Origin of the sequence: Phocaeicola fibrisolvens, from assembly GCF_025567125.1 — a bacterium.
GTDB classification, from domain to species: domain Bacteria; phylum Bacteroidota; class Bacteroidia; order Bacteroidales; family Bacteroidaceae; genus Phocaeicola; species Phocaeicola fibrisolvens.
Genome location: NZ_JAOQJI010000006.1, coordinates 76,474 through 101,479 on the forward strand (window position 1 = coordinate 76,474; position 25,006 = coordinate 101,479).

Annotated in this window: 15 protein-coding genes; 8 read left to right on the forward strand and 7 right to left on the reverse strand. The window is 44.4% G+C overall.

Annotated features, from left to right (window positions below; genetic code table 11):
* Positions 1 to 107: 107 nt before the first annotated feature.
* Positions 108 to 1,445: an NADP-specific glutamate dehydrogenase gene (gene gdhA, locus OCV81_RS04235; protein WP_148328657.1), complete on the reverse strand. Its 1,338-nt coding sequence runs from the start codon at positions 1,443 to 1,445 to the stop codon at positions 108 to 110.
* Between the two features lie 210 nt (positions 1,446 to 1,655).
* Between gdhA and OCV81_RS04240 the strand changes: the two genes are divergently transcribed.
* On the forward strand, positions 1,656 to 4,622 hold the full coding sequence (locus OCV81_RS04240) for a PEP/pyruvate-binding domain-containing protein (protein WP_148328659.1): 2,967 nt from the start codon (positions 1,656 to 1,658) through the stop codon (positions 4,620 to 4,622).
* Positions 4,623 to 4,693: 71 nt separating this feature from the next.
* On the opposite strand, the gene OCV81_RS04245 is transcribed toward OCV81_RS04240, so the two are convergent.
* The 4 genes from OCV81_RS04245 to OCV81_RS04260 form a co-directional block, all read right to left on the reverse strand.
* Entirely contained in the window at positions 4,694 to 7,168 is a 2,475-nt protein-coding gene (locus tag OCV81_RS04245) for a glycoside hydrolase family 31 protein (RefSeq protein WP_148328661.1), read from the reverse strand.
* A 134-nt stretch (positions 7,169 to 7,302) separates the two neighbouring features.
* The gene (locus OCV81_RS04250) at positions 7,303 to 10,152 is read right to left on the reverse strand and encodes a ligand-binding sensor domain-containing protein (RefSeq protein ID WP_148328663.1); all 2,850 of its coding nucleotides are present in this window, start codon (positions 10,150 to 10,152) and stop codon (positions 7,303 to 7,305) included.
* 179 nt (positions 10,153 to 10,331) lie between these two features.
* Positions 10,332 to 11,177, reverse strand: a complete 846-nt coding sequence (locus OCV81_RS04255) for a helix-turn-helix domain-containing protein (RefSeq protein WP_148328665.1) — start codon at positions 11,175 to 11,177, stop codon at positions 10,332 to 10,334.
* Between the two features lie 40 nt (positions 11,178 to 11,217).
* The gene (locus OCV81_RS04260; protein ID WP_148328667.1) at positions 11,218 to 13,686 is read right to left on the reverse strand and encodes an outer membrane beta-barrel family protein; all 2,469 of its coding nucleotides are present in this window, start codon (positions 13,684 to 13,686) and stop codon (positions 11,218 to 11,220) included.
* Positions 13,687 to 14,018: 332 nt separating this feature from the next.
* Between OCV81_RS04260 and OCV81_RS04265 the strand changes: the two genes are divergently transcribed.
* Genes OCV81_RS04265 through OCV81_RS04295 form a run of 7 tightly spaced genes read left to right on the forward strand, consistent with a single transcriptional unit; the run spans position 14,019 to position 23,162 of the window.
* Complete coding sequence (locus OCV81_RS04265; protein WP_148328669.1) at positions 14,019 to 14,840, forward strand: DUF4493 domain-containing protein; 822 nt, start codon at positions 14,019 to 14,021, stop codon at positions 14,838 to 14,840.
* Between the two features lie 12 nt (positions 14,841 to 14,852).
* The gene (locus tag OCV81_RS04270) at positions 14,853 to 16,193 is read left to right on the forward strand and encodes a DUF4493 domain-containing protein (protein ID WP_148328671.1); all 1,341 of its coding nucleotides are present in this window, start codon (positions 14,853 to 14,855) and stop codon (positions 16,191 to 16,193) included.
* Positions 16,194 to 16,197: 4 nt separating this feature from the next.
* The gene (locus OCV81_RS04275; protein WP_148328673.1) at positions 16,198 to 17,880 is read left to right on the forward strand and encodes a DUF4493 domain-containing protein; all 1,683 of its coding nucleotides are present in this window, start codon (positions 16,198 to 16,200) and stop codon (positions 17,878 to 17,880) included.
* An 8-nt stretch (positions 17,881 to 17,888) separates the two neighbouring features.
* Positions 17,889 to 18,617, forward strand: coding sequence for a hypothetical protein (locus tag OCV81_RS04280; protein ID WP_148328675.1), 729 nt, complete (start codon positions 17,889 to 17,891; stop codon positions 18,615 to 18,617).
* 11 nt (positions 18,618 to 18,628) lie between these two features.
* The gene (locus OCV81_RS04285; protein WP_148328677.1) at positions 18,629 to 20,248 is read left to right on the forward strand and encodes a PCMD domain-containing protein; all 1,620 of its coding nucleotides are present in this window, start codon (positions 18,629 to 18,631) and stop codon (positions 20,246 to 20,248) included.
* Positions 20,241 to 22,457 carry a DUF4493 domain-containing protein gene (locus OCV81_RS04290; protein ID WP_148328679.1) on the forward strand — a complete coding sequence of 739 codons (2,217 nt, stop codon included), beginning with the start codon at positions 20,241 to 20,243 and terminating at the stop codon, positions 22,455 to 22,457. The genes OCV81_RS04285 and OCV81_RS04290 overlap by 8 nt, the downstream gene beginning before the upstream one ends.
* Before the next feature lie 9 nt (positions 22,458 to 22,466).
* Positions 22,467 to 23,162, forward strand: coding sequence for a DUF4493 domain-containing protein (locus tag OCV81_RS04295; RefSeq protein ID WP_262640092.1), 696 nt, complete (start codon positions 22,467 to 22,469; stop codon positions 23,160 to 23,162).
* Positions 23,163 to 23,322: 160 nt separating this feature from the next.
* On the opposite strand, the gene OCV81_RS04300 is transcribed toward OCV81_RS04295, so the two are convergent.
* Positions 23,323 to 24,657 carry an NADP-specific glutamate dehydrogenase gene (locus OCV81_RS04300; protein WP_148328684.1) on the reverse strand — a complete coding sequence of 445 codons (1,335 nt, stop codon included), beginning with the start codon at positions 24,655 to 24,657 and terminating at the stop codon, positions 23,323 to 23,325.
* Positions 24,658 to 24,823: 166 nt separating this feature from the next.
* Complete coding sequence (locus OCV81_RS04305; RefSeq protein WP_148328686.1) at positions 24,824 to 25,003, reverse strand: hypothetical protein; 180 nt, start codon at positions 25,001 to 25,003, stop codon at positions 24,824 to 24,826.
* Positions 25,004 to 25,006 lie beyond the last annotated feature (3 nt).

Below are 25,006 nucleotides of genomic sequence, written 5' to 3' on the forward strand. Positions count from 1 at the left end.
ACAAATACAACTAAACGAGATTTTGTGCTAAAATTAAAGCTTTCAAAGATAGGAATAAAAATTCATCTTTCCCTCATGCTTGTATGCAATTTAATTATCCTTAATATTCAGACTATACCTTGAGCCATCATGGCATGAGCCACTTTCATGAATCCGGCGATGTTGGCACCCTTCACGTAATTGATATATCCGTCGCTTTCCGTACCATACTTCACGCACTGTTCGTGAATGTTGTGCATAATCTGGTGCAACTTCTCGTCCACTTCCTGTGCGGTCCAGCTCAGGTGCATGGCGTTCTGGCTCATTTCCAGTCCAGAGGTAGCCACACCGCCCGCATTGACTGCCTTGCCTGGCGCATACATCATCTTGTGTTCGATGAAAGCATCAATGGCTTCCGGCGTACATCCCATGTTGGAAATTTCTCCCACACAGAGCACCTGGTTCTTGATGAGATGCTGTGCATCTTCTCCGTCCAGTTCGTTCTGGGTAGCACATGGCAGGGCGATGTCCACTTTTACCTCCCACGGGCGGCGTCCCGGTACGAAGGTAGCTTTCGGGAATTTCTCCGCATACGGTGCTACGATGTCGTTGCCCGAAGCACGCAGTTCCAGCATGTAGTCAATCTTTTCTCCCTCGATGCCGTCCGGGTCGTAAATGTAACCGTCCGGTCCGGAGATAGTCACCACTTTTGCTCCCAGCTGGGTAGCTTTGGTAGCAGCTCCCCAGGCCACGTTGCCGAAACCAGAGATGGCCACCGTCTTTCCTTTTATATCAATACCTTTTGCATCCAGCATGTGTTTCACAAAATACAAGCCTCCGAAGCCCGTGGCTTCCGGACGAATCAGCGAACCGCCGAATTCCAGTCCCTTGCCCGTAAACGTTCCGGTGAACTCACGCGTCAGTTTCTTGTACATGCCGAACATGTAGCCCACTTCGCGTCCACCCACGCCGATGTCGCCTGCCGGCACGTCCATGTCCGGACCCAGATGGCGCCACAATTCCAGCATGAAGGCCTGGCAGAAACGCATGATTTCCGCATTACTTTTTCCGCGCGGAGAGAAGTCGGAACCTCCCTTTCCACCGCCCATCGGCAGCGTGGTCAGTGCATTCTTGAAAGTTTGTTCAAATCCCAGGAATTTCAGGATAGACAGGTTGACCGATGCATGGAAACGGATACCCCCCTTGTATGGGCCGATGGCGTTATTGAATTGCACGCGGTAACCCAAGTTGGTCTGTACTTCCCCCTTGTCGTCCACCCATGTGACGCGGAAAGTGAAAATACGGTCGGGTTCTACTAGCCGTTCAATGATTTTAGCCTTTTCAAATTCGGGATGCTGGTTGTAAATATCTTCGATAGAAAGCAATACTTCTCTTACTGCCTGAAGGTACTCTGATTCACCTGGATGCTTGGCTTCCAAGGATGACATGATCTTGTTAATATCCATAATCAAATAATTTAAGGTCTGACAAAATGAAATGTTTTGTATATGCAAAGATAGGAATTTACCTGTATTGGCAAAGCTTTTCCCCTTATTTTTCGTGTGATGGCTTAAATTTTGATAGTTTTTTACCAGCACTCAAGAAAGATTTGCAAAAATCAGGTGAATTTCCGATTTTTGTTTTTATAAACAAGAATAAGCTTAAAACAAGATACCATGCTAAACAACCTGAGAATTAAACTCCGACAGCTTTATTTCAAGGATACGCAGTTTGCCAACCTGATGACAAAGCGTATTTTCAACGTGCTGCTAGTGGCCAATCCGTACGATGCGTTCATGCTCGAAGACGATGGCCGCATCGATGAGAAGATTTTTAATGAATACATGAACCTGAGCCTGCGCTACCCGCCCCGTTTTACCCAAGTGTCCACGGGAGAGGAGGCATGGGAGCAGTTGCGCAACACCATGTTCGACCTGGTCATCTGTATGCCGGGTTCCGACAACAGTGACACCTTCGACATTGCCCGCGACATCAAGCGGGAGTATCCTCATCTGCCGCTGGTGGTGCTGACTCCTTTTTCGCATGGCATCAAGGAACGGATGGAACACGAGGACCTGAGCATTTTCGAATACGTGTTCTGCTGGCTGGGAAATACTGATCTGCTGGTGTCCATCATCAAGCTGATTGAGGACAAGATGAACCTGGAGCACGACATCAAGGAAATCGGTGTGCAGATGATTCTGCTCGTGGAAGACTCCATCCGCTTCTATTCGTCCGTGCTGCCCAATCTCTACAAGTTCGTGCTCCGCCAGAGCCAGGAGTTTGCCACCGAAGCCCTGAACGAGCACCAGCGTACGCTGCGCATGCGTGGTCGTCCTAAAATCGTGCTGGCCCGTTCGTACGAGGAAGCCATGGACCTGTATAACAAGTACCAGAACAACATGCTGGGCGTCATTTCCGATGCCCGTTTCCCCCGTGAAGGCGAAAACGATGCAGAGGCAGGGGTAAGCTTGCTGCGTGAGATACGCAGGCGCGATCCGTTCATCCCACTGATTCTGCAGTCGGCCGAAGAAAGCAACCGCCAGTATGCCCCCGAACTGGATGCCGTGTTCATCGACAAGAACTCCAAGAAGATGAACATCGACCTGCGCGAAGCCGTGTCCGACAACTTCGGTTTCGGCGACTTCATCTTCCGCGACCCCCATACCCTGAAGGAAGTGGCCCGCATCCATAACCTGAAAGAACTCCAGAACGTGATTTTCGCTATTCCGGCAGAATCCTTCCTTTACCACATCAGCCGCAACCACATCTCGCGCTGGCTGTATTCGCGTGCCATCTTCCCGGTGGCCGAGTTCCTGAAACAGATTACGTGGGAATCCCTTCAGGACATCGACGCACACCGGCAGATTATTTTCGAAGCCATCGTGAAATACCGCAAGATGAAAAACCAGGGCGTGGTGGCCGTGTTCCAGCGCGACCGTTTCGACCGCTATTCCAATTTTGCGCGTATCGGCGACGGCTCTTTGGGAGGCAAGGGGCGCGGACTGGCCTTTATCGATAACATGGTGAAGCGTCATCCCGAGTTCGACGAGTTTGAAAACGCCTCGGTCATGATTCCGAAAACCGTGGTGCTTTGTACCGATGTGTTCGATGAGTTCATGGACTCCAACCAGCTGTACCAGATAGCCTTGAGCGATGCCGCCGACGACGTGATTCTGCAGGCTTTCCTCCGGGCCAAGCTGCCCGACAGTCTGGTGGAAGACTTTTTCGCCTTCTTCGATGCCGTCAAGGCCCCCATTGCCATCCGTTCGTCCAGCCTGCTGGAAGACTCCCACTACCAGCCGTTTGCCGGTATCTATTCCACTTACATGATTCCCTATCTGGACGACAAGTACGAGATGCTCCGCATGCTGAGCGATGCCATCAAGGGTGTGTATGCCTCCGTATATTATAAGGATAGCAAGGCCTACATGCAGGCCACTAGCAACGTCATCGACCAGGAAAAGATGGCCGTCATCCTTCAGGAAGTGGTTGGCACCCAGTATGGCGACCGTTACTATCCGGCCATATCCGGTGTGGCCCGCTCTATCAACTATTATCCCATCAACGACGAACTGGCCGAAGAAGGCACGGTGAGCCTGGCGCTGGGACTTGGAAAATACATTGTCGACGGCGGTCTCACCTTGCGTGTCTGTCCGTACCACCCCACGCAGGTGCTCCAGACCAGCGAGATGGAAATCGCCTTGCGCGAGACCCAGACCCGCTTCTATGCCCTCGACCTGAAGAACCTGGGACAGAACTTCTCGCTCGACGACGGCTTCAACCTGCTGAAGCTCCATGTGAAAGATGCCGAGGCCGACGGCGCCTTGAACTTCATCGCCTCGACCTACGACCCGTATGACATGGTGATACGCGACGGCATCTATCCCGGCGGGCGCAAGCTCATCACCTTTGCCAACATCCTCCAGCACGACGTCTTCCCTTTGGCCCGCATCCTCCAGCTTGTGCAGAAATACGGTCAGGGCGAGATGCGTCGTCCGGTGGAAATCGAGTTTGCCGTCAATCTGGACGCCCGTACCAAGAGCGGCGTGTTCTATCTGCTGCAAATCCGTCCGATGGTCGATGTGAAAGCCGGGCTGGACGAAGACTTGACTCTGGTGCCGGAAGAAAAGCTCCTGCTCAAGAGCGGAAACTCGTTGGGACACGGTGTGATGGACGACCTGCAGGACGTCATCTATGTGAAGACCGAAGGCTATTCCGCCTCCAACAACCAGCTGATAGCCTACGACATCGAGAAGCTCAACCGCCGCTTCCTTGACGAAGGTAAGCATTACATACTGGTGGGTCCTGGACGGTGGGGTAGCAGCGACACTTGGCTCGGCATACCGGTGAAATGGCCGAATATTTCGGCGGCCCGCATCATCGTGGAAGCCGGGCTGACCAACTACCGGGTAGACCCCAGTCAGGGCACCCATTTCTTCCAGAACCTGACTTCGTTCGGGGTGGGCTATTTCACCATCAATGCCTACATGAACGACGGTATCTATAACCAAGCCTTACTCGACAGCATGCCCGCCGTAGAAGAAACGAAGTTCCTCCGTTGGGTACGGTTTGAGAAACCGCTTACCGTGAAGATGGATGGAAAGAAGAAATTGGGTGTGGTAGAACTGCCAGAAAACTGATTCCAGGGTTAAAACGAAAAAAAGAGGTGCCTGCATGTGCAAGTACCTCTTTTTCTGTAAATGGGAGTTGGTTACAATTTTATCGTAATCTTCTTACCCGAATAAGTCACTTTCTTGTCGGGTTTCATCGTGACGGTTTCGGCAGATTGTTTGCCCGGCTGCATCAGGGTGATGCAGAAATTGCGCTTTTTCAGCATGTGCGGGAATTCTCCAGTACGGTTGTCGATAGTCAGCGTACGGGTGGCATCGTTCCAGTGGAATCGGATGGTGGAGAACATACCTTTTTCGTAGTTGTAATTGTCGAACTCGTCTTCGTAGAGGGTGAACTCGCCGTCGGCTCCCGGATAGACGCAGATGTCCAGATTGTCCCATTTCTTTTCGGTAGAATATTGTACCTTCGGTCCTAGGGGCAGGATGCTTCCGGCTTTGATGTAGAGCGGCAGGATGTCTACCGGACATGCGCGTTGGAGTTCTTGTCCGCCTTCCACGCTTTCGTTGGTCCAGAAATCAATCCATTTCGTACCTTTCGGCAAGTACACTTTCACCGGAGCGGAAGCCTTGGCCACATCAGGCACGGTGGTTACGCCTTTGTTGCCTTCCACTTTCTTCGTGTACAGCGGTTCGGTGACCGGACGTACCAGAATCTGCTTGCCGAACAGGTATTCGTTGTCCAGCAAGATGGCCTTGCGGTCGGTGGCGAAATCCATCACCAGCGGACGCATCATGCAGCCGTCCTCCTGTACCACGGCCCCGTTCAGACTATATATATAAGGTAAGAGGCGGTAACGGAGTTCGATGATGCGTTTCTGTGCGTCGTAGGCCCAGTCGCCTTCCTTGCCGAAAAGGTCGATTTCGTTCATCATCGGTGAAGAACAGTGGTTGCGCATCAGTGGCATGAAGCATCCCCACTGGAACCAGCGTACATGCAGTTCCTGATAAGCCACGTTGGTGCAGTCGTTGTTGTATTCCCAGCCGAAGAAACCTCCTAAGTCCGTATTCCAGAACGGAATGCCGCAAAGCGTGAAGTTCAGTCCGGCGGGAATCTGCTGGCGGAGTACGTTCCAGCTTGATACCACATCGCCGCTCCAGCTCAGGGCTCCGTAGTGCTGTTGTCCGAGGTAACCTGAACGGGTCATCTGGAATACACGTTTTTCGTCTGATACAGCACGTTGGTGTTCATAGATACCCCGGTTGTGAGCCAGTGGGAAGGCATTGTGTACGGAGCGGAAAGAACCGTCGGCTGTCAGCAGGTCGAAATCACTTTCCTTGGGGTTCAGGTGGTCGGGTTCCGTAGAGTCGGTCCACCAGGCATCAATGTTCATTTGATGCAAGTGGCTGAGGTAACGCCAGTAGAGGTCGCGTGCATCCTTGTTGAACGGGTCGTAGGGATGGGCTCCCGATTGAGGGGGCCAGGTTTCAAATTTCAGCAGGGCATTCATCTTGTCGAGTTCCTTGAACTGGTCGGTCCAGGGGCCGAAGCTGGCCCATACGGAAATCATGAGGTGGGCGTTGTTCTTGTGTACGTATTCCACCATCTCTTCTGGGCTTTTGAAGCGGGGTTTCGGATAGCGGGCATTCTTGTCTTCGCCGTTCGGCAGGTAGCGCAGGGCTTCCGCATCGTCCATCTTGTTGATGTAGCGCGGGTTCATGAATTTCATGGCGTTCCAGTTGGAATCGCATCCCCAGTACTGCCAGTCCTGTACGATACCGTCGAGGGGAATTTCTAGCTTGCGGTACTTGTCGAGTACGCCGCATAGTTCGTCGGGGCTCTTGTAGCGTTCGCGGCACTGCCAGTAGCCCATGGTCCAGAGCGGGAACATGGTGGCTTTTCCCGTCAGGTCGCGGATGCAGGCAATCACGCCGTCCTGCGTGCCGTCTTCATAGAGGAAATAATAGTCGGAGCAAAGGCCCACTTGTGAAGAAAATGAGGTTTCGTAGGGAGTGTCGCTGAAGTCGGAGATACCCGGATTGTCCCAATATACACCATAGCCTTTTTCGGAGGTGAAATAAGGAATGCAGATGTTGGTGTTACCGTTGGACAGGTGAATCTGCTGGTTGCGGTGGTTCATGGCTCCGCTTTGCCGTTGCCCCAGTCCATAAATAGCTTCATCGGGTGTAAGGCTGAACGCCTGGCTCACGGTATACGCATCGCGGTTTACATCCTTCCGAGGGATGAAGTTGGTTCCTTCTACCTTTTCCTTCAACAAGGTTTTTCCTTTTTCATCGGTGTAGGTCACTTTTCCGGTGGCCACATCCAGTGTGACTTTCATCTTTCCGGCGGTCATACACACCGTGTTTCCGTTCTGAGTGTAAGCTATCTCCACTTTCTCAGGTGTCTTGATGACGGGATAACTTTTTTTCTCGGGCATCTCGGCCGAAGGATATTTCACGATGCGCACGATGGAAGGAGAGTAAAAAATCACTTCCCCGTTTAAAACAGGTTGTGCGGTTTGGAATTTTCCCCCTTGGGCAGTTTTTTCAAAATGCTGCGCGAAGGAAGACATGCAAGAAGCCAGTGCGGCTAGGAATAGAATTTCTTTTCTCATTTTGTTCGTTCGTTTTTCGAAGTTTGACCACTAAGGTTGACACTGCCAAATGTAAAAAGATTCTTTGGCGAGGCAGAGAAAAGAATGTGTCAAAGAGCGGTATGAAATGCTTCAAAGGGCATTTTGACGCATTTTTATCCCTCCTTTGATTCAGATGTACCCTCTTGATCCTGTTTTTTCTGGTATTCACTGGGCGTGAGGCCGTACTCTTCCTTGAAGCAGGCGGTGAAATATTTTCGGTTGTAATAGCCGAGGGCCAAGGCCACTTCGTTTACCGTGGTATGACTGTCTTTCAGCATCCGGCAGGCATGCTGCATCTTGACGCGGCGGATGTATTCCAACGGTGTCAGTCCGGTGATGGCCTTCAACTTGCGGGTCAGGGTGGAGCGTGACATGTTGACTTTTTCGGCCAGGTGCTGCACGTCGAAATCCGGTTCGCTTAGATTGTCTTCTACCGCTTTCAGAATATTATCCAGGAGCATCTTGTCCAGCTGGGCAAATTCCAGGTCGGAAGTCTTGATTGCCGCATGTGTCTGTGGTTTTTCATCCAAATAGGAACGCATTTTCATCAGTTCTGTGCTGTCGGCATACAGTTCCTCATTTTTTTGTTTCATCCGGCGGAGGTAAAAGTAAATACCAGTAAAAATTCCGGCAGACAGAAGTACTACATAAAAGGTGATGGCCCATCCTGTCTGGTAGAAGGCAGGCAGTCGTTCTATTCGTATTTGAGTAATCTTTTCGCTCCATACTCCATAGCCGTCGGTTGCTTTCACTTCAAACAAATACTTTCCTTTTGGTAGATGTTTGTAGCTGGCAACATGTTGTCCGGTAGCTGTGTAACTCCATTTTTTGTCTAGTCCAATCATACGGTAGGCATATCGAATTTTGGCCGCATTCAAGTAGTCGAGTGAGGAAAAATGGATTTCCAGATTATACTCATCCGGTTGAAGAGTCAGTGTCTGCTCTTTGCCCTTTCTTGGTTTGTCCATAACATATATGCCGGTTATGAATGTAGGGATATTTTGACTGGGTTGGTCAAGTCGTGAAGAAGGAGTGACAGCACAAATACCTGGAATTCCTCCAAAATAAATCCGTCCGTCATGCCCTTTGCAGATGGCTGTAGGAATGAAGCGGTGGAGCAACATGGAATTGTCGGTGGTGAGATAGGTGGAATACGAATGGTTCCGGGGATTGTATTCTATCAGTTTTTGGTTGGTGTCAATCCAAAGATGTCCGTAGACATCAAATTCCAGCTGATTGACGATGTTTCCGCTCAGACCACACAAAACCGTATGATCTGTCAGTTGCCATGTGTTGAGGTCGAGTGCGTAGACTCCTCCTTCTTGGGTACCGATCCAGATACAGCAATCTTCCTGAATGCTCAAGCAAGTCACAGAGAGCGGTGAAGACACTTTCTGGCATGCTTCTTTCTTGGGCTTCAGGTAGAGACCTTTTTGAGTACCTATCCACAAATTGCCTTGTTTGTCTTCTTTCAGGGCATTTACCTGTCCCAGAGTGTCGCAGATGATATTCCATTGATTGTCTGGTAAGGAGAAGGCATAGAGTCCGGAGTTTGTTCCCGTCCATAACATGCCATTCTGGTCTTCGTAAGTGAGTGTGAAATATTGTCCGGATTGGGCTGAAGGCAGACTCAGGCTACGTACATGCTTTATCTGCATGTGCTCCCGGCTAAATTCATAAATAAGGTTGTGAGCTTCGGGGACAACCCATACATTTCCTTCTTTTCGGGATTCGGACATTTGTTTGATTGCATCAAGCGAGAGTGAGCCCAATGAAGGGAAATCAAAGTGTAGACTGACTTCTTGGCGACTTAGGTCATAAAGTCCGAGGCCGGTTCGTTCTTGAGATATCCACATTTTGCCTTCTCCGGCGTCACTCAAGGCCATGATAGCCGGTTGGAAACGAATGCGTTGTTGCAGTGCCGGAAGAGAAAATTCCTCTGGTGCATCTTCCGTGAAATGTACAATAAAGCTTTTTCCATCGAAAGAGGCAACCCATAGTGACCCGTTTTTGTCTTTATAGATTTCATTCAGCATGCTTCCATAGCTTGCCGGAAGTCGGAAATCGGTCTGACGCAGCTGACGGCAGGTCTCGTCGTAGCGCATGGCAATCAAAGAGCTTCTGGTTGTCATCCAAAGGGTACCCTTGTGTTCATCTTGTGCCAGATAAAGGATATTTCCTTCTTTTTCTCCTATCGGGTTTACGGGAAGAGGAGAATAGGTATAGATTGAGTCTTTGGGGGCAGAGGGATTAAAAAGTAGGACTCCTTTTGATTGCGTGCCTACCCAGAAGTAGTTGTGTGTCCGGTCCTGGAGAATAGTGGTGAGGTCTCTGCTGACTGGAGGCTCAGCATATTGTTTGAAGGTATCCAGTTTTTTGTCATAACAATAAATACCTCCTTTTCCGATGGTTATCAGAATCTGTTTCTGTCGGCTTTCACAGAATCCAGCCATCCAAGAAGGCTTTCCCTTTATATCGTATAGAAGATAGGTTTTGATACGTTTTCCGGAAGTATCGTATTTTATCAGTTTATTTCCTGTGGCAATCCACATATATCCGTCGGAGGTTTTTTGCATAAAGTAGATAAAACTTCTTTGCAACGTTTGCGAATCGAGTGGAATGACTTTTCCATTTGTTTTGTCCAGAATATAAGCTCCTTGGTCTGTACCAAACCAGATTCTTCCTTTGTTGTCTTCCGCAATCGATTGGATGGTGTTGTTGCGCAGCAGTCCCGGCGTATGAATGTCGGAGCGGATGACATCCACCTGATAGCCGTCGTCTCGGCAAAGGCCATTGACTGTGCCGTACCACATCATTCCTTCGCTGTCTTGAAAAATGCGGTGTATGGCACTGACCGGTAGTTGAGGAAGGGAAGGGATAGGCGTCAGCCGGATGCTTTGTACGGCTTGCAAGGCGGTGAAACAGAACCACCAGAAAATTGATAAGACAAACGAATTTTTCATGTTTTTTCAGGGCTAAAAAACGTAAAGGCGTTTGGACTGAAACGCTTAGACGTTTTGCTTAAAACGCCTTTACATTTTGATCAAAACGCTTAGGCGTTTTACTTGAAACGCTTAGGCGTTTTTTTCTAATCTTCAAAAGTCTTCTTTTCTCTTCAGAAAGTCTGCTTAAAGTATCATTTTTATCCGTTGTTCCGGTATTCTAGCGGACTCATTCCCACATAGCGTTTAAAATATTTCCCGAAAAAGGAAACATTGGCAAAGTTCAGGGAGTCGGAAATGTTCTGGATGGAAAGCTGTGAAGATTTCAATTGTGATTTTGCATCCATGATAACCATAGACGAGATGATGTCGACACAAGTTTTTCCGGTGATTTGTTTCACTGTGGTACACAGATGGGCGTGAGTGATGTTCAGTTTTTCTGCATACCAGGCTACGTTGCGTGTCTGACTGTAGTGTTGCATGACCAGCTGAGTGAAATTGCGACAAATCAGTTCACTTTTTGACAAAGAATGAACTTCATCAGTTTTATTTCGGTAAAGGATGGAGATACCCTTATGGATGTCGGCATACAAATTGGAAGCCATTTCCTGTCTGATTTTCTCTGGAAAGAATTCGTACATTTTTATCAGCAGCTGTAGGTAGGCTTCCATCATTTTCGTACCTTCCGGCCTCAGATTGATGACAGGACGGCCGAGGGTAAGATACATAGAATCGAGAAAAGCATGCGACTGAAGGTTGTGTTCCATGTATTGGGATGAAAATCCTAGAAAGTAGATGTTCAGGTCGCCTTCAATGCTATGTATCTGAAAAATACTTCCAGGAGTAAGGGTGATGAGATTATTGGCTTCTACTTTTATTTTGTTGAGATTTACCGACGCCTCCACTTCGCCAGAAGTACACAGCACAAAAATTTCACATTTCAGTCGTACCGGATAATTGGTGTATAGTCCTAGCAGTTCCTTGCTGATACCAGTACCTGCCAGCCATTCCTCCGGCAAATCTATTTTAGGAAGTTCTTTTTCCATCGAATCTTATTTTTCGCAAAGATAAGAAATTCGCCGTAAATTACTGCATTTGTCCACCTGTCTTGTTTTCCCCTCCTGCTTTTATATCGTCGTTTGTAATGCTTCTCTGCGTTTTCTTTACTTGTGTCTTCAGTTCACCGAATCGCCAGCTGATACTGATTCCGTATCTTCTTGAAGGATAGCGGCTTTCCGACCAGGAACGGAAGGTGTCTGTAATTGTCTCGTTGTTGTATGAAGTATATTTCTGCAAAAAACTGCTGGCATAGAGTGAGATGTTGAGGCGCTTTTCTTTCAGGAAAGAGCGGCTCAGGTTGATTCCGTAATAGTAAAAGGACGATCCTTTTCCTTGCAAAGAAATGTTGGGTGTGCTCCCTCCTCCGTAGAGGCTAAGGCGGAGTTCCCATGGAATGGTTTGCTGTACGTTGGCAAACAAGTTGCCGTTGAATCCGTTATTGCTGGCATTGAGTGCTTGACTTTGGTAGTCAGCGTAGCTTCCGCTTGCGTTGACCGAAATACGGGTAGTGCTTCCTGGATTCCAGTTCATCCACAAGGAAAGGCGGGTCTGCTGACTTTTCCCTACATTCCCATACGTGTTTTCCTGTACTCCATTGTTCATGAAAGAGTAGGCTTCGATGCCATTGTTGGTGAAGGTATAAGTGAGATTGGCGTTCAGGTTAAATTTGGCACTGAAACGGTTGTATGTCAGTCCGAGTATATGAGCTTTTTCCGTATCCAGGTCCGGATTTCCGTAGCTTACGGAAGTGGGGTTACTGGTATCCCGGAAGGGGTTCAGGTACCATATTCCAGGGCGGTTGATGCGCATGTTGTAGTTGGCTCTCAGGGTAGAAGTTGTTCCTAGCATATAAGAAAGGTTTACCGTAGGAACCACGTCGTCGAATCCCGTGTGAAAGTTGCGTTCGGGCATATAGTCATATTTCACATCCATAAAAGTGTGTTCGTAACGTACGCCTGCTTTTGCTCCGAATTTCTTCCATTTCAGTTGATAGTCAGCGTATGCAGCAAGAATCTGTTGTTTCTGCTGGTATTTACTGGAAAGATTTTCACTGGCTTCCATTTCTCCCTGTGCGTTTTCGATATAGTATTTGCTGTCGCTGTAGTTGTCACGGAATATGTATTTCATACCGGCATCTATATAGTGAATGTCGTTCAGTGGATTCACGTAGTCTATTTGTGCAGTATGCTCTGCTGTGTGGGCTTTGTTGTCGAAATATTGGTGAAGAAGTTCGAAAGGAACATTTTTTATGTCTTCGTAATAGGTATCTGCTTCGTTGTTGTTAGGGGCATTGTTGAACTTATACGACAGTGTGAGGTATTCACCTTTTTTCCGGAATGAATGCTGGTAGTCTGCGTTGATTCCGATGTTTCCAAATTCGCTGACTGAGTTGTTGGGACTCCGGTAGCTGTATCGTTCATTCCATGTATCGTCTTTCATGACGGTTTGTGATTCACTGTGGATATCAAAATTTCCGCCAAATATATTGGCAGAGAATGTAATAAGGTTCAAAGTGTCGATTTCGTAGCTTCCTTCGATGTTGCCGAACTGGAAATTTCCTTTGTTTTTCGAAAATCCTTCGTTGAGCAGGTGCCGGTAGTCGGAAGAGGTGAAGTCTTCTCGTCCGCTTTCGGAATAATTTCTCGGCTGGTTCTGATAATTATAGGAATAGTTTCCAGTAACGGTAAATTTCCCGACCTGCACAGTTCCGTATGCATAACCTGAAACGCCCATGTTTCCGGCATTGCCTCCCAACGTGACGTTATATCCTTGCATTTTTGCATCGGTCGTGATGATGTTCAGTATACCGCCGATACCTTCTGCGTCGTATTTGGCTCCTGGCTCAGTGATGACTTCAATGGACTTGACCGAGTTGGCTGGAAGACTTCTCAGCACTTCTTTCGGGTTGTTGCTCATCAGGGTATTGGGCTTTCCGTTTACATGTACCTTAAAATTACTGGACCCGTTCACTTCAATGTTGTCTTCACCATCTACAGTGACAAGTGGTACTTTTCTTAACATTTCAAGAGTCGTATTGGTTTTTGAGTCCGGGTCGTCTTCAATGCTGTAGGAGATTTTGTCGATTTCAGCCTTTACGAGAGGTTTTTGTGCCACTACTTCTACTCCCTTGAGCATTTGAGTGTCGTCGTAGGTATATAATGTGCCCAAATCGGCCACAGGGTTGGCTTCTGTCAGCGTGAAATGACGGATAACTGTTCGTTTGCCTACAGACGTGATTTGCAGGGTGTAGTTCCCTTTTTGGGGAAGTCTCTCTTGAAATCTTCCTTTTTCATCCGTTACATTCATTTTGACGGGTTTGTTGGGGGAAGTTTTTAATGTGATGCGGATAGTGGCATAAGGTTCACTTTCGTGAGTAAGTGAATCTGTGAGTATCCCTTTTACTATATAGTGGGAGGATTGGGCTTGTACGTTGAATACTTGAAAAATCATCAGGATGAGAATGCCTGCCATGCGAATGACTGTCTTGTGTTTCATGATTAAGGTGGCTTGTGTGCTATTAGGTTTAAATTGTGAAGATTAACTTTTCAAATATACGAAAAAAATGAAATAACCGGTGTTTGAGGGATAAAAATTGAATTAAATTTCGCTCTGTCTTGCTGTATGTATTTGGCGGCCCTTTATTTAAGATTTGAAAAACAGACTATCTAAATCTAAAAAAAAGATTGTTTAAAATGTAGTTATCAGGCATATTTATTCAGTTCCTCTTTGCTCGTTTTAAAAATCAGACAAAAATAAAATAAATAGACCTTGTGGGAATTTTGAATTTGGTGTTACTTTGCACACGAAAAGAAAAATTTTATTATCAGATGAAAATGAAAAACTATTTGAAGGTATTTTTCTCATTGGCGCTACTTTTCTCTTTAGGAGGTTGCAGCAGTGAGAAAGAACAAGAGAGTGTTTCTGGACAAGGCAGCATTATGGTTGATTTGTCGACTAGTCTGTCTTATAAGAGCCGTTCGGTAGACGAAAGTGCTTATCAGAACGTACAGAATTATAAAGTGTCTCTGTATAAGGGTGACGAAGCCGTTTATACGGATAAACTTTATGGGGAACTGGATGTGGAACAGAAGGTAGACTTCGGAGTGCCTTACACATTGACTGCTTACTATGGAGAAGACGTGCCTGCGGGTTATGACAAACTTTATGTGAAGGGAAGTGAAACCTTTACGGTTTCTCAGGGAGATAGAAAGACCGTTTCTATCACTTGCAAACCTGCCAATGCAAAAATGAAGCTTGTTTACAAAGGAAATGATGACAGCGATCAGTTTGAAGATTATTTTAAAGACTGTACTGTTTCTATCAAAACTGACTACATGAGCGATGCATGGACAATGAACAAATCAAATGAAGGTCAGGAACTTTATCTGAAGACCGGTGACGAAGGTGTGAAAGCCACTTTGTCGTTTGCTTTGACAGATAAAAATGGTTCTCCTGTGACAGTGAGTGGATTTGAAAGCAGCAAAGAAATCGACTTGAAGCCGTGTTATTCTTATACATTGACCATTAAACCTAATCAAACGGAGATTGCTGGAGGTAAGTTTGGCCTGACGGTAACGGTAGATGACGGTGTGACAGAAGAAGATGTAACAGTGGAAATCCCTGGCGAATATATTCCAACTTCAAAATAAAAGACGAAAAATATGAAAAGATATAAAGGTTTAATTTGGCTTTTAGGCCTTATGATAGGATTTTCATCTTGTGAGATGCGCGATGAAATCTTAGGAAAGAATGAATTAGGCGAGAACGCCGGTACACTGGAACTTAATTTGACTTCAGTATACAATGGAGTAGAAATGAGTCGTGCCGGTGAAGTGGTAGATAACGGTACTACTACGGGTAATTTCAATGAGGAAGATATCAATGTAGACGGTTATACACTGGTCGTTACGAATACAGATACGCAGGAAGAAGTGGCAAAAGGTCTTGTCAGTGAATTGAAAAATGCAGATGGCAAGGTGTTGATTCCATTGAATGAAGGTAACTATTCTGTAAAAGCTTATAATTATGACGGTGCAAACGTGAGCGTTTCAGAACGTCCATATTTTAAAGGTGAACAGACTTTTTCTGTAAAGAAAGGTATTTCTACCAATGTAGGACTGAACTGCAAATTGTCTTGCATTGAAATGGAATTGGGTGTGACTGCTTCTTTCTTGGAAGCTTTCAAAGATGACTATTCAATTACTGTAGACAATGGAGACAATGCCAATCAGATTTTCAATAAAGATAATCTTGGTAAGAAATATTATTTCCAGACTCCGAGCCAGAAAAATAGTCTGAATGTGTCAGTAAAAGCTACTTCAACGGAAGGTAATTTTATTGAATTGGTAGCTACAGTACAGAAACCGGCTGATGCAGAAGGTGGTATTGCCAACTTGGCAGATGGAGATTCTTTTGTAATCAATCTGACTGACGAAGGTTCTACTGATTCTTATCTTTCTATTGGCTTGACTGTAGACCTGACATTTACAGAAGTTGGAGAAACAATTGAAATTCCGGTAGAAAATATTACTTACGACGGACCGAGTGTACCGGGTGGTGAAACTGATCCGGAACCGGAAGCCGCTATTACTTTTGAAGGATTGCCTGCTAAGTATACTTGTACAGCTGGTGATTCTGAAATTGAAGGTTTGCAAGATGTACATATCTCAGCTACAAGAGGAATTAAAAATTTGAATGTAACGATTTCCGGAGAAATTGCGGGGCTTTTAGGAATGGTTCAATTGCCTGAAACTTTTGATATCTGTAATATGGATGAAGATGTTAAAGAAAAGGTTATTGGTTTACAACTTGTAACAGATGATGAGTATAACCAATTGCACGCAGGTACTTGTACTGATTTTACTTTTAAATTAGGCTCACTGCTGGTTTTAATTCCAAAAGTTGTTCAATCAGGAGACAGTGTATTTAACTTGTCTGTCTCAGATGGAGTAGATACAAAAAGCGGAGATATTACGGTTACAGTAAATCCAAAGGAGGAATAAACTTATGAAACTAACAAATATAGTATTAGGAATGTTTCTGGGTGCAGGAGTTTTAGCTTCCTGCCAGTCGGAAATAGAGGAAGCCAAAGGTTATGGTTATCTCCAGTTGTCTTCTGTCGATGTCAATAAGACTGTAACTTCTCGTGCAGATGTTACGAGTTCAGAAGCAATTGCTGTAGATGTGTTGGATGAATCAGAAACTGTGGTAAAACATGCGGACGATTGGAAAGATTTAAATGATGTGTTATTGCCGGTTGCCACATATACCATTAAGGCTTATTCTGCAGATAAAGATAAAGAGGCACAGGGCTTTGAGGCACTTCCTTATTATGAGGGACAGACTGAAGTGGCAATTGAAGCCAATAAAGCAAAAGCGGTAGAGGTGACTTGTAAACTGGCTCAGTCTATGGTGTCTATCAATTGTTCTGAGAGTTTTAAAAATACCTTTAGTGATTATGCTTGCTCAATTGAGGGGGCAGATGCGTTGAGCATTTCTTTTGCTAAGGATGAGACCCGTGCAGCATACGTGAAATCAGGTCAGGCCTTGACGTTGAAGGTGGATTTTGGTAATGGAAAGGTTTTCTCTCAACAAATTACTGAAAATGCAGAAGCTGCTTATTATTATAAGGTGAATTTGGATATTACGGAAGGTAATGCAACCTTTGACATTACGGTAGACCAAACCATTCATCAGTATGAAGTGGTTGTAAAGGTGCCGACAAAGCAGGAATCTACTGATTTGAAGACTGAAGATATCAAGAACGACGTATCTAAGGTTTGGGGACAGTTTGCTTATCTGTCAGGAACTTGCTCTTTGCAGGATGCCGCTTCACCAGTACAGTTCGCTTACAAAAAGAAATCTGAGTCTGAGTGGAAAACTGTAGAAGCTACTAAGGGAGAGGGCAATGCATATTCAGCTAAGGTATCTCCGTTGGATTTCAATACAGAATATGAATATTATATCTTGTGTGGAGATAAGATAGGTGAAACTTGTGGGTTTACAACAGAAGCCTTTGAAGAAATTCCGAACTTGAGTTTTGATAATTGGACGCAAAATGGGAAAAATTGGTATCCTAATTCAGAAGCTTCAAATAGTTACTGGGCTACAGGTAATGAAGGGGCAACTACATTGGGAAGTTCGAATAGTATTCCGGTAGAAGGTAGTGATGCTCGAACAGGTAAGGCTGGAAAACTGGAGACAGTAACTGTGCCTTTGGTTGGATATGCGGCTGGTAATTTGTTAATCGGTTCTTATTCTACTAATCTCAATGATATGGCTTCTAGTGTACAGTTCGGTCGTTCTTACAATGGTGCACGTCCGGTAAAACTGACAGGATATTATAAGTATACTCCGGGTACTTCAATGAATAAAAATGGAAAGATTCCTACCGATCGTACTTTGACTGTAGATGAATGTGATATTTATGTAAAGCTTTGGTCAGGAGATGAGGTTATAGCAGAATCACATTTTATTACGAATCAGACTGTTTCTGAATATACTCGTTTTGATCTTCCGATTGAGTATACAAATATGACTAAACGTCCTGATAAGATTACGATTGTAGCTACTTCCAGCCGTTATGGTGGTGAATTTGAAGGGACCAATATGTTTAATACAAAAGTTGTCGGACAAGTGGCTGCAGGCAGTACCCTTTGGGTAGATGATTTTGAATTGTCATACTATTAATATTTTACATGAAGAAATATTTAATTCTATTACTAACCTTTTTGTGCGTGGCTTCTGTCCACGCACGAAAAGGTTATGATCGTAATATAAAACCCTCTTTGTTTGTGCCGAAAGGTTCATGGATGGGAGGTGTTACGTTTTCTTATACTGAGTTAACAGGAGATAATTATAAGTTCCTGATATTGGATGATATCAATGGTGAAGGATATACGTTTAAGGTGAGTCCTTATGCCGGATATTTTTTCAAGGATAACATGGCGGCTGGTTTACGTTTGAATTACAACCGTACGTATGCAGATATCGGGAACATTAATCTGGACTTAGGTGATGATCTGACATTTGATATCAGTGATTATAAATACCTGGAGCATGAATATACTGCTTCCGGTTTTTTGCGTACTTATATGGGACTGGGAAACAGTAAGGTTTTCGGTTTCTTCAATGAATTGCGTCTGACGTATGGATATGGACAAGGAAAGACTTTGTCTGGTTCAGACCAGAAAGCTACGGGTACTTACCAGACTTCTCATCGTCTGCAGATAGGTGCAGCTCCTGGATTGACAGCATTTGTGACAAACAACATGGCCGTGGAAGTTTCCATCAATGTGGTCGGGTTGGATTTCAAATGGATAGAACAGACCACCAATCAAGTAGAACATGGGTCATACCGACAGAGTTCTGCAGATTTTAAAATTAATATATTCTCAATTAACATCGGTATTTGTACATATTTTTAAATAGACAGATTATGCTTATAAAAGCTTTGAAATATAGCTTAGTATCACTCTTGTTACTGAACATGTCTTCATGTATAGAAAATGACATTCCTTATCCTTATATTGAGGGAGTGATTCAAGAAATTCAGGTGGAAGGAATGCAGGGGGAAGCCGTGTTCAATAATCAGGCTCGTACTATTGAACTTACTATAGGTGAGGATGCTTTTATAGATAGTTTGCCAATTACAAAATTGGTGGCTAATACGGAAGCTTTAATTTATCCGGATTCAACCGCATGTATCAAGTATTCGGGTTTCCCTGAGTTTAGTTTTTCTTCGTTAAGTGAACTTCCTGCCAATGCCAATACAGCCATTAACTTTACAAAACCTGTAAATTTCTTGCTGAAGACTTATCAGGAATATTGGTGGAAAATCACGGTGAAACAGGAAATAGAACGCACTATCGAAGTGGAAAATCAATCAGGTACGGCACCTTCTTTGGATTTATATAATCACATTGCTATTATTTATGTGACGGAAGATGCAGATTACAAAAATATCAAAATCAAAACCTTGAATTTGGAAGGTTCAAAAACTGTACTGGTACCTTCTGCGGAGACGGTGACAGATTTTACCCGACCGCGGGTGTTCAAGGCATATCGTAATGGTAGGTATATATGTGATTGGACCGTTGATGTGCAGAAATCCTCAGTAGCAGCTTCTGTAGAAAAGGTAAATGCATGGGCTACGAAGGCTTATGTGAGTGGCAGTTTTCGGGCAGGAAGTAAGTTGTCATTGGAATATCGTGTGAAAGGTGCGGATGTTTGGACCACAGTGGACGAATCTGCCGTTACTGAGACTGGAACCACATCCTATTCTGCAGAGTTGAAAGGTTTGACTTCGGGTACAGATTATGAAGTTCGTGCACTTGCTGCTGGGACAGAAGGTGAAGCATATTCGTTTCAGACGGAAACAATTGTGACTCTTCCTAATATGAATTTTGATACATGGACTCAGAGTGAAAAAACATGGTATCCGAATCCGGTAGCCAATAATTATGATGACCCACAAGCTTATTGGGCAACAGGAAATGAAGGTGTGACTATTTATAAAGATCCGAGCACAGTACCAGTTACAGGAAGTGATGCATATAAAGGAAAAGCTGCAAAGATGTATACCTATGGAGATATATTATTGGTAGGAGCAGCAGCTGGAAACCTATTTATTGGGACATATAAGACGAATATAGGAAAGCCAGTTTCGAGTCCGTCATTTGGTCGTTCTTATTCGGGGGCTCGGCCCACTAAATTAAGTGGATATTATAAATATAAATCAATGCCCATTACATATAATGGTACTGTTCCTGGCAATTTGAAAACTGACCAGTGCCATATTTATTTAAGATTATGGAATTCGGCCGATCGAGAGATTGCTTATGGTGAATTTGTGAGCTCCGAAACTGTTACCGAATATACAAAATTTGAGTTTGATATAAAGTATAGTGATACAGAATCGAAACCTGCCAAAATTGCGATTGTAGCTACTTCCAGTAAATATGGAGGAGATTTTGATGCCGATGGCAAAAAGGTTATTGGTCAGGTAGGTGATGGAAGTACTTTGTGGGTAGATGAATTTGAATTAAGTTATGATTAAATTGATAAATAAAAAGATGAGATACATCAGCAGCTTGTGCTTATTGATATGTTGTATATGGTTGAGTGGATGTCAGGCTGATGAGAATCTGCGTTCTGCGAATGAAACGGGATTATTAATAACATTGACCGACGAGTCGGACCATGCTTATGCGCGTACGATGCCATCAGCATTGGAAAAGCCTGTGGCAGATATGTTCCACTTGCGTGTGGCATATTCTGGAACAGACAATGTGGCTTATGATGATAAATGTACAGAGTCCATTTTGCTGAAGGAAGGTACGTATGATTTGACAGCTACTTATGGAGAGAATCCGGTGATAGCTTTGGATGCTCCTTATTATATCGGAAAACTGGAGAGTCAGGAAGTTGTGACGGGACAGATGACTTCTGCCAATATTTCATGTACGGTAGGGAATGCATTGCTTTCAGTAATTTATAACGAGAGTGCCTTGAAAAAAGTATATGATACTTATTTTGTAACTGTATCAGTCGGCCAGGAGTCTGTAGATTTGGATGCGACTTCCGGGAAAAGTGCCTATTTTCAGGCAGGTTCTTCTGTAAGTTTGGTGTTTCATGGTCAGTTGGCTGGTACGGGCCAAGAAGTGTCTTATGATATTCCGGCACAAGAAAAATTTGCCAATATTCCTGCCAAAACGCATGTGAAGGTTACTCTTGGTGTGGATGAATCTTCGGTGTCATCAGGAGTGGGTATTTCGGTAGAGAAATTGGAAACAGAAACGGTCTCCGTAGTAGAAACTTTGCCCTCTGAATTTATGCCGAAGCCCAAGTTGGAAGCTGAAGGTTTTGTGAATAATGAGCTTTCATTTGCAGAAACAGAGAAAAAAACAGCGGTTATTCGTTTGAAGCTGGCTTCTCCTTTGCAGGACTTGAAGTTGAAATTCCATTCGACGGACGAGAAATTTGCAGGACTGGAGGCAGAGAAAGAGTATGTGTTGTCGAATGCGGAAGATAAGGCTGCGATAGAAACTGCATTGGGTATTGTATTGCCGGATATTGGAACTACAGAAGGAAGTCTTGACTTTACATCTTTGATTCCTCAGCTAATGACAGACAATGGTAATACGGTTTCTTCGACGATTGAAGTCGATGTGGAAGCGAATAATCGTTGGGCTAGTGAAGATGAGACTGTAAATCGAGTGTATACATTGAAATGTAATAAGCCGGAATTTGATGTCGTTGTCAATCCTGATAATTTTTGGTGTAAAGAGTTTTCTATTGATGGTTGTAATATAAAAACAGGAGATGCTGAAACGATTTCCCAGAAACTTCAGTATCAGTATCGTCAAAAGGGAAGCGATGAATGGCTGAATTGTGGCCAGTTGGTTCAATTGGAAAATTATCCAACTAATAAGCAGTTTGAAGTGAGAGCTGTTTATCGTGAAGGTATTGTTACTGATCCTGTGGATGTAGAATTAGAAACGCCGCAACAATTACCTAATTCTGGAATGGAGAAATGGCATACTATTAAAGGAGAAACATTTAGAGTATCAGATAGTTGGTTCCAAAAGAAGACCTATTATAAATTTTATCCTAGTGCAGAAAGAGAGAGTGATGTTTGGTGGGATACGAATAATATGCGTTCTCAGGATGGAAATATTATTCTAGGTATGGGACATCCGGTATGTTTTGCTCCATGTGTAAGTTATTCTGAGGATATTAAGCATGGAGGGAGTCGTTCTGCCTTAATTTATACTTCAGGACATGGTGGAGGATATGCTTCTACAGGAGAGATGCTTTATGTAAAAGGAGCTTTTGCTGGGAGTCTCTTTATTGGAAAATATTCATGGGATAATGGTAAGGAGAATTTTGTAAATGGACATACCTTTTCATCTCGTCCCACTTCATTAAAGTTTTGGTATAAATATGTACCTAAAAATCAAGATGCTTTTAAGGTCTGTATTGAATTGAAACATCAAGATGAAGTAATTGCTACAGGAACTTTTATTCCTTCGGTTATTTCTTCTGAAACAGGGTGGCAAGAAGCTACAGTGAATGTGGTTTATGTAGATCATCCTAAAATAGCTACATCAGTTTGTGTGCAATTTTGGTCTACTAGTAAAACATCATTTAGTAATAGTGATTTTGATCAAAATAAGTCCATTTCATTTCCTATAATGGGTGATTGGAATGTTCATATTGGTAGTATGTTTTATGTTGATGATATCTCTTTGATTTACGACAAATAAGGAAGAATGATGAGAAAGAAAATACTATATATTTTATCCGGAATCCTCTTGTTGGCAGGTTGTCGGCAGGAGAATCTGACTGTTCCTTCTGGAGAAGGATACTTGTCGGTAGGGAATATTGAATTGCAGGCGCAGACTATCACTGAGATTGCATCTCGTGCAGTAGACGCAACTTTACTTGTGGAATTGTGGAAAGGAGGAGTAAAGGTACGTGAACTCTCGGTCGATGAAATGCAGAATAAGATTGAGTTGGATGCTGCTGATGATTATACATTGAAAGTATATAGTTCGAATTATGGTGAAGAGACGAGCTGGGGAAATGCAGACAAAGGAGAACCGGTCTATTATAAGGAAGTGCCTTTTAGAGTGAAGGAGGGAGAAACTACTTCCTTGAAAATACAGGTTCCCATGATTGATTTTGCAGTTTGTCTGGATTTGTCGAATGTAACAGGTGAGTGGCTGAGTGAGTATAACTTTACGGTGACCTCTGGTGGAAGATCTGTATCACTGAAGGATGGGGAAACAGCTTATTTTCCGTATGCTGAAGGAGTATTTTTCACTTATCAGTTGGATGTAACGAATACGGATTCAGAATCCAATACGCAATCAGGCAGTTGGGGAAACAAGGACGGTCAGACGGTGAATATAAATACATTGTATACGATATCTTATAATTGGTCCACTCGGTCATTGGTAGTAAATTAAAAATTGACCGAGACATTGTTTTAAAGATCTCCTTATTCTTCTGAAGGGAATAGGGAGATTTTTTTTATCAGGTTTAAGACAAGAATCTATAGAAATAAAAACGGGTGAAACTTGAATTTCTTCAAACTTCACCCGAATTGTTATGCGGTAAGAATAAATATTATACAATACCTTGAGCCATCATGGCGTTGGCCACTTTCATGAATCCAGCTACGTTGGCACCTTTTACATAGTTGATATAACCGTCGGGTTCCGTACCGTATTTCACGCATGCTTCATGGATATTCTTCATGATGCTCTTCAACTTTTCGTCTACTTCTTCTTGTGTCCAGCTCAGCTTGATGGAGTTCTGTGTCATTTCCAGACCGGATACAGATACACCGCCTGCATTGGCTGCTTTACCCGGAGCGTAAAGAATTTTAGCTTCTTGGAATACGCGGATGGCTTCTGGAGTAGAAGGCATGTTGGCTCCTTCGGATACAGCAAACACTCCGTTGGCAATCAAGGCTTTCGCATCGTCACCGTTAATTTCATTCTGAGTGGCAGAAGGAAGGGCGATGTCGGCTTTTTCATTCCATGGACGTGCACCTGCTACGTACTTGCAGCCGTATTTCTCTGCATATTCACGGATACGTCCGCGGTAGAGGTTCTTCAGTTCCATGATGTAGTCCAGTTTCTCGCGGTCGATGCCGTCCGGGTCGTAGATGTAACCGTCGGAGTCGGACATGGTGACAACTTTGGCTCCCAACTGAATCAGTTTTTCTACGGTGTATTGTGCTACGTTACCAGAACCAGACACCAAACAAGTCTTACCCTTGATATCGATGTTACGGGTTTTCAGCATTTCGAGCAGGAAGTAGATGTTACCATAACCGGTAGCTTCTGGACGGATGAGTGAACCACCGAATTCACGGCCTTTACCCGTCAGTACGCCGCTGAACTCGCGGGTCAGTTTCTTGTACATACCGAACATATAGCCAACTTCGCGACCGCCTACGCCGATATCACCGGCAGGAACGTCGGTTTCAGGACCGATGTGACGCCATAATTCCAGCATGAAAGCCTGGCAGAAACGCATTACTTCAGCATTGGACTTACCACGTGGAGAGAAATCGGAACCACCTTTACCACCACCCATCGGAAGGGTAGTCAGTGAGTTCTTGAAGGTCTGTTCGAAAGCCAGGAACTTCAGGATTCCCAGGTTTACGGAACTATGAAAACGGATACCACCTTTGTACGGGCCAATGGCGTTGTTGTGTTGTACGCGGTAACCCATGTTGGTGCGGATGTTGCCCTTGTCGTCCATCCAAGTGACACGAAACTGATATACGCGGTCAGGAATACACAGGCGTTCAATCAAATTGACTTTATCGAATTCAGGATGTTTGTTGTATTCCTCTTCGATGGTTCCTAACACTTCTTCTACTGCCTGATGATACTCAGGTTCATTGGGGAATCTTCTTTTCAGATCTTCCAGAACTTTCGCTGCATTCATAATTTAAAAGATTATCTGTCTTATTTATTGGTTTGATTAATCAGGTTAATCGTCATTCGATTGTTTGATGTGCCAAAAATATAGATAAAATTTCTTTCATGCAACAATAAATCAAGAAAAGTGAGTAAGAGGTGTCAAAAATATTCTTTTAGTAACTTATTTGTGTTTATTTGTTTCTGTTTTTAAGCGACTTGATAACAGGTATAAATACTAGGGCTCCTGAAATAAGTATCATGACGATGAGCGGACCGTCTATCTTAGGGGCGGATGTGAGGACCAGAAAGCAAAGGGCGGCCCAGCAGAGGGTCAGAACGACACATTGGGTGTGGTTGAGCGGTTTTCTCATAGC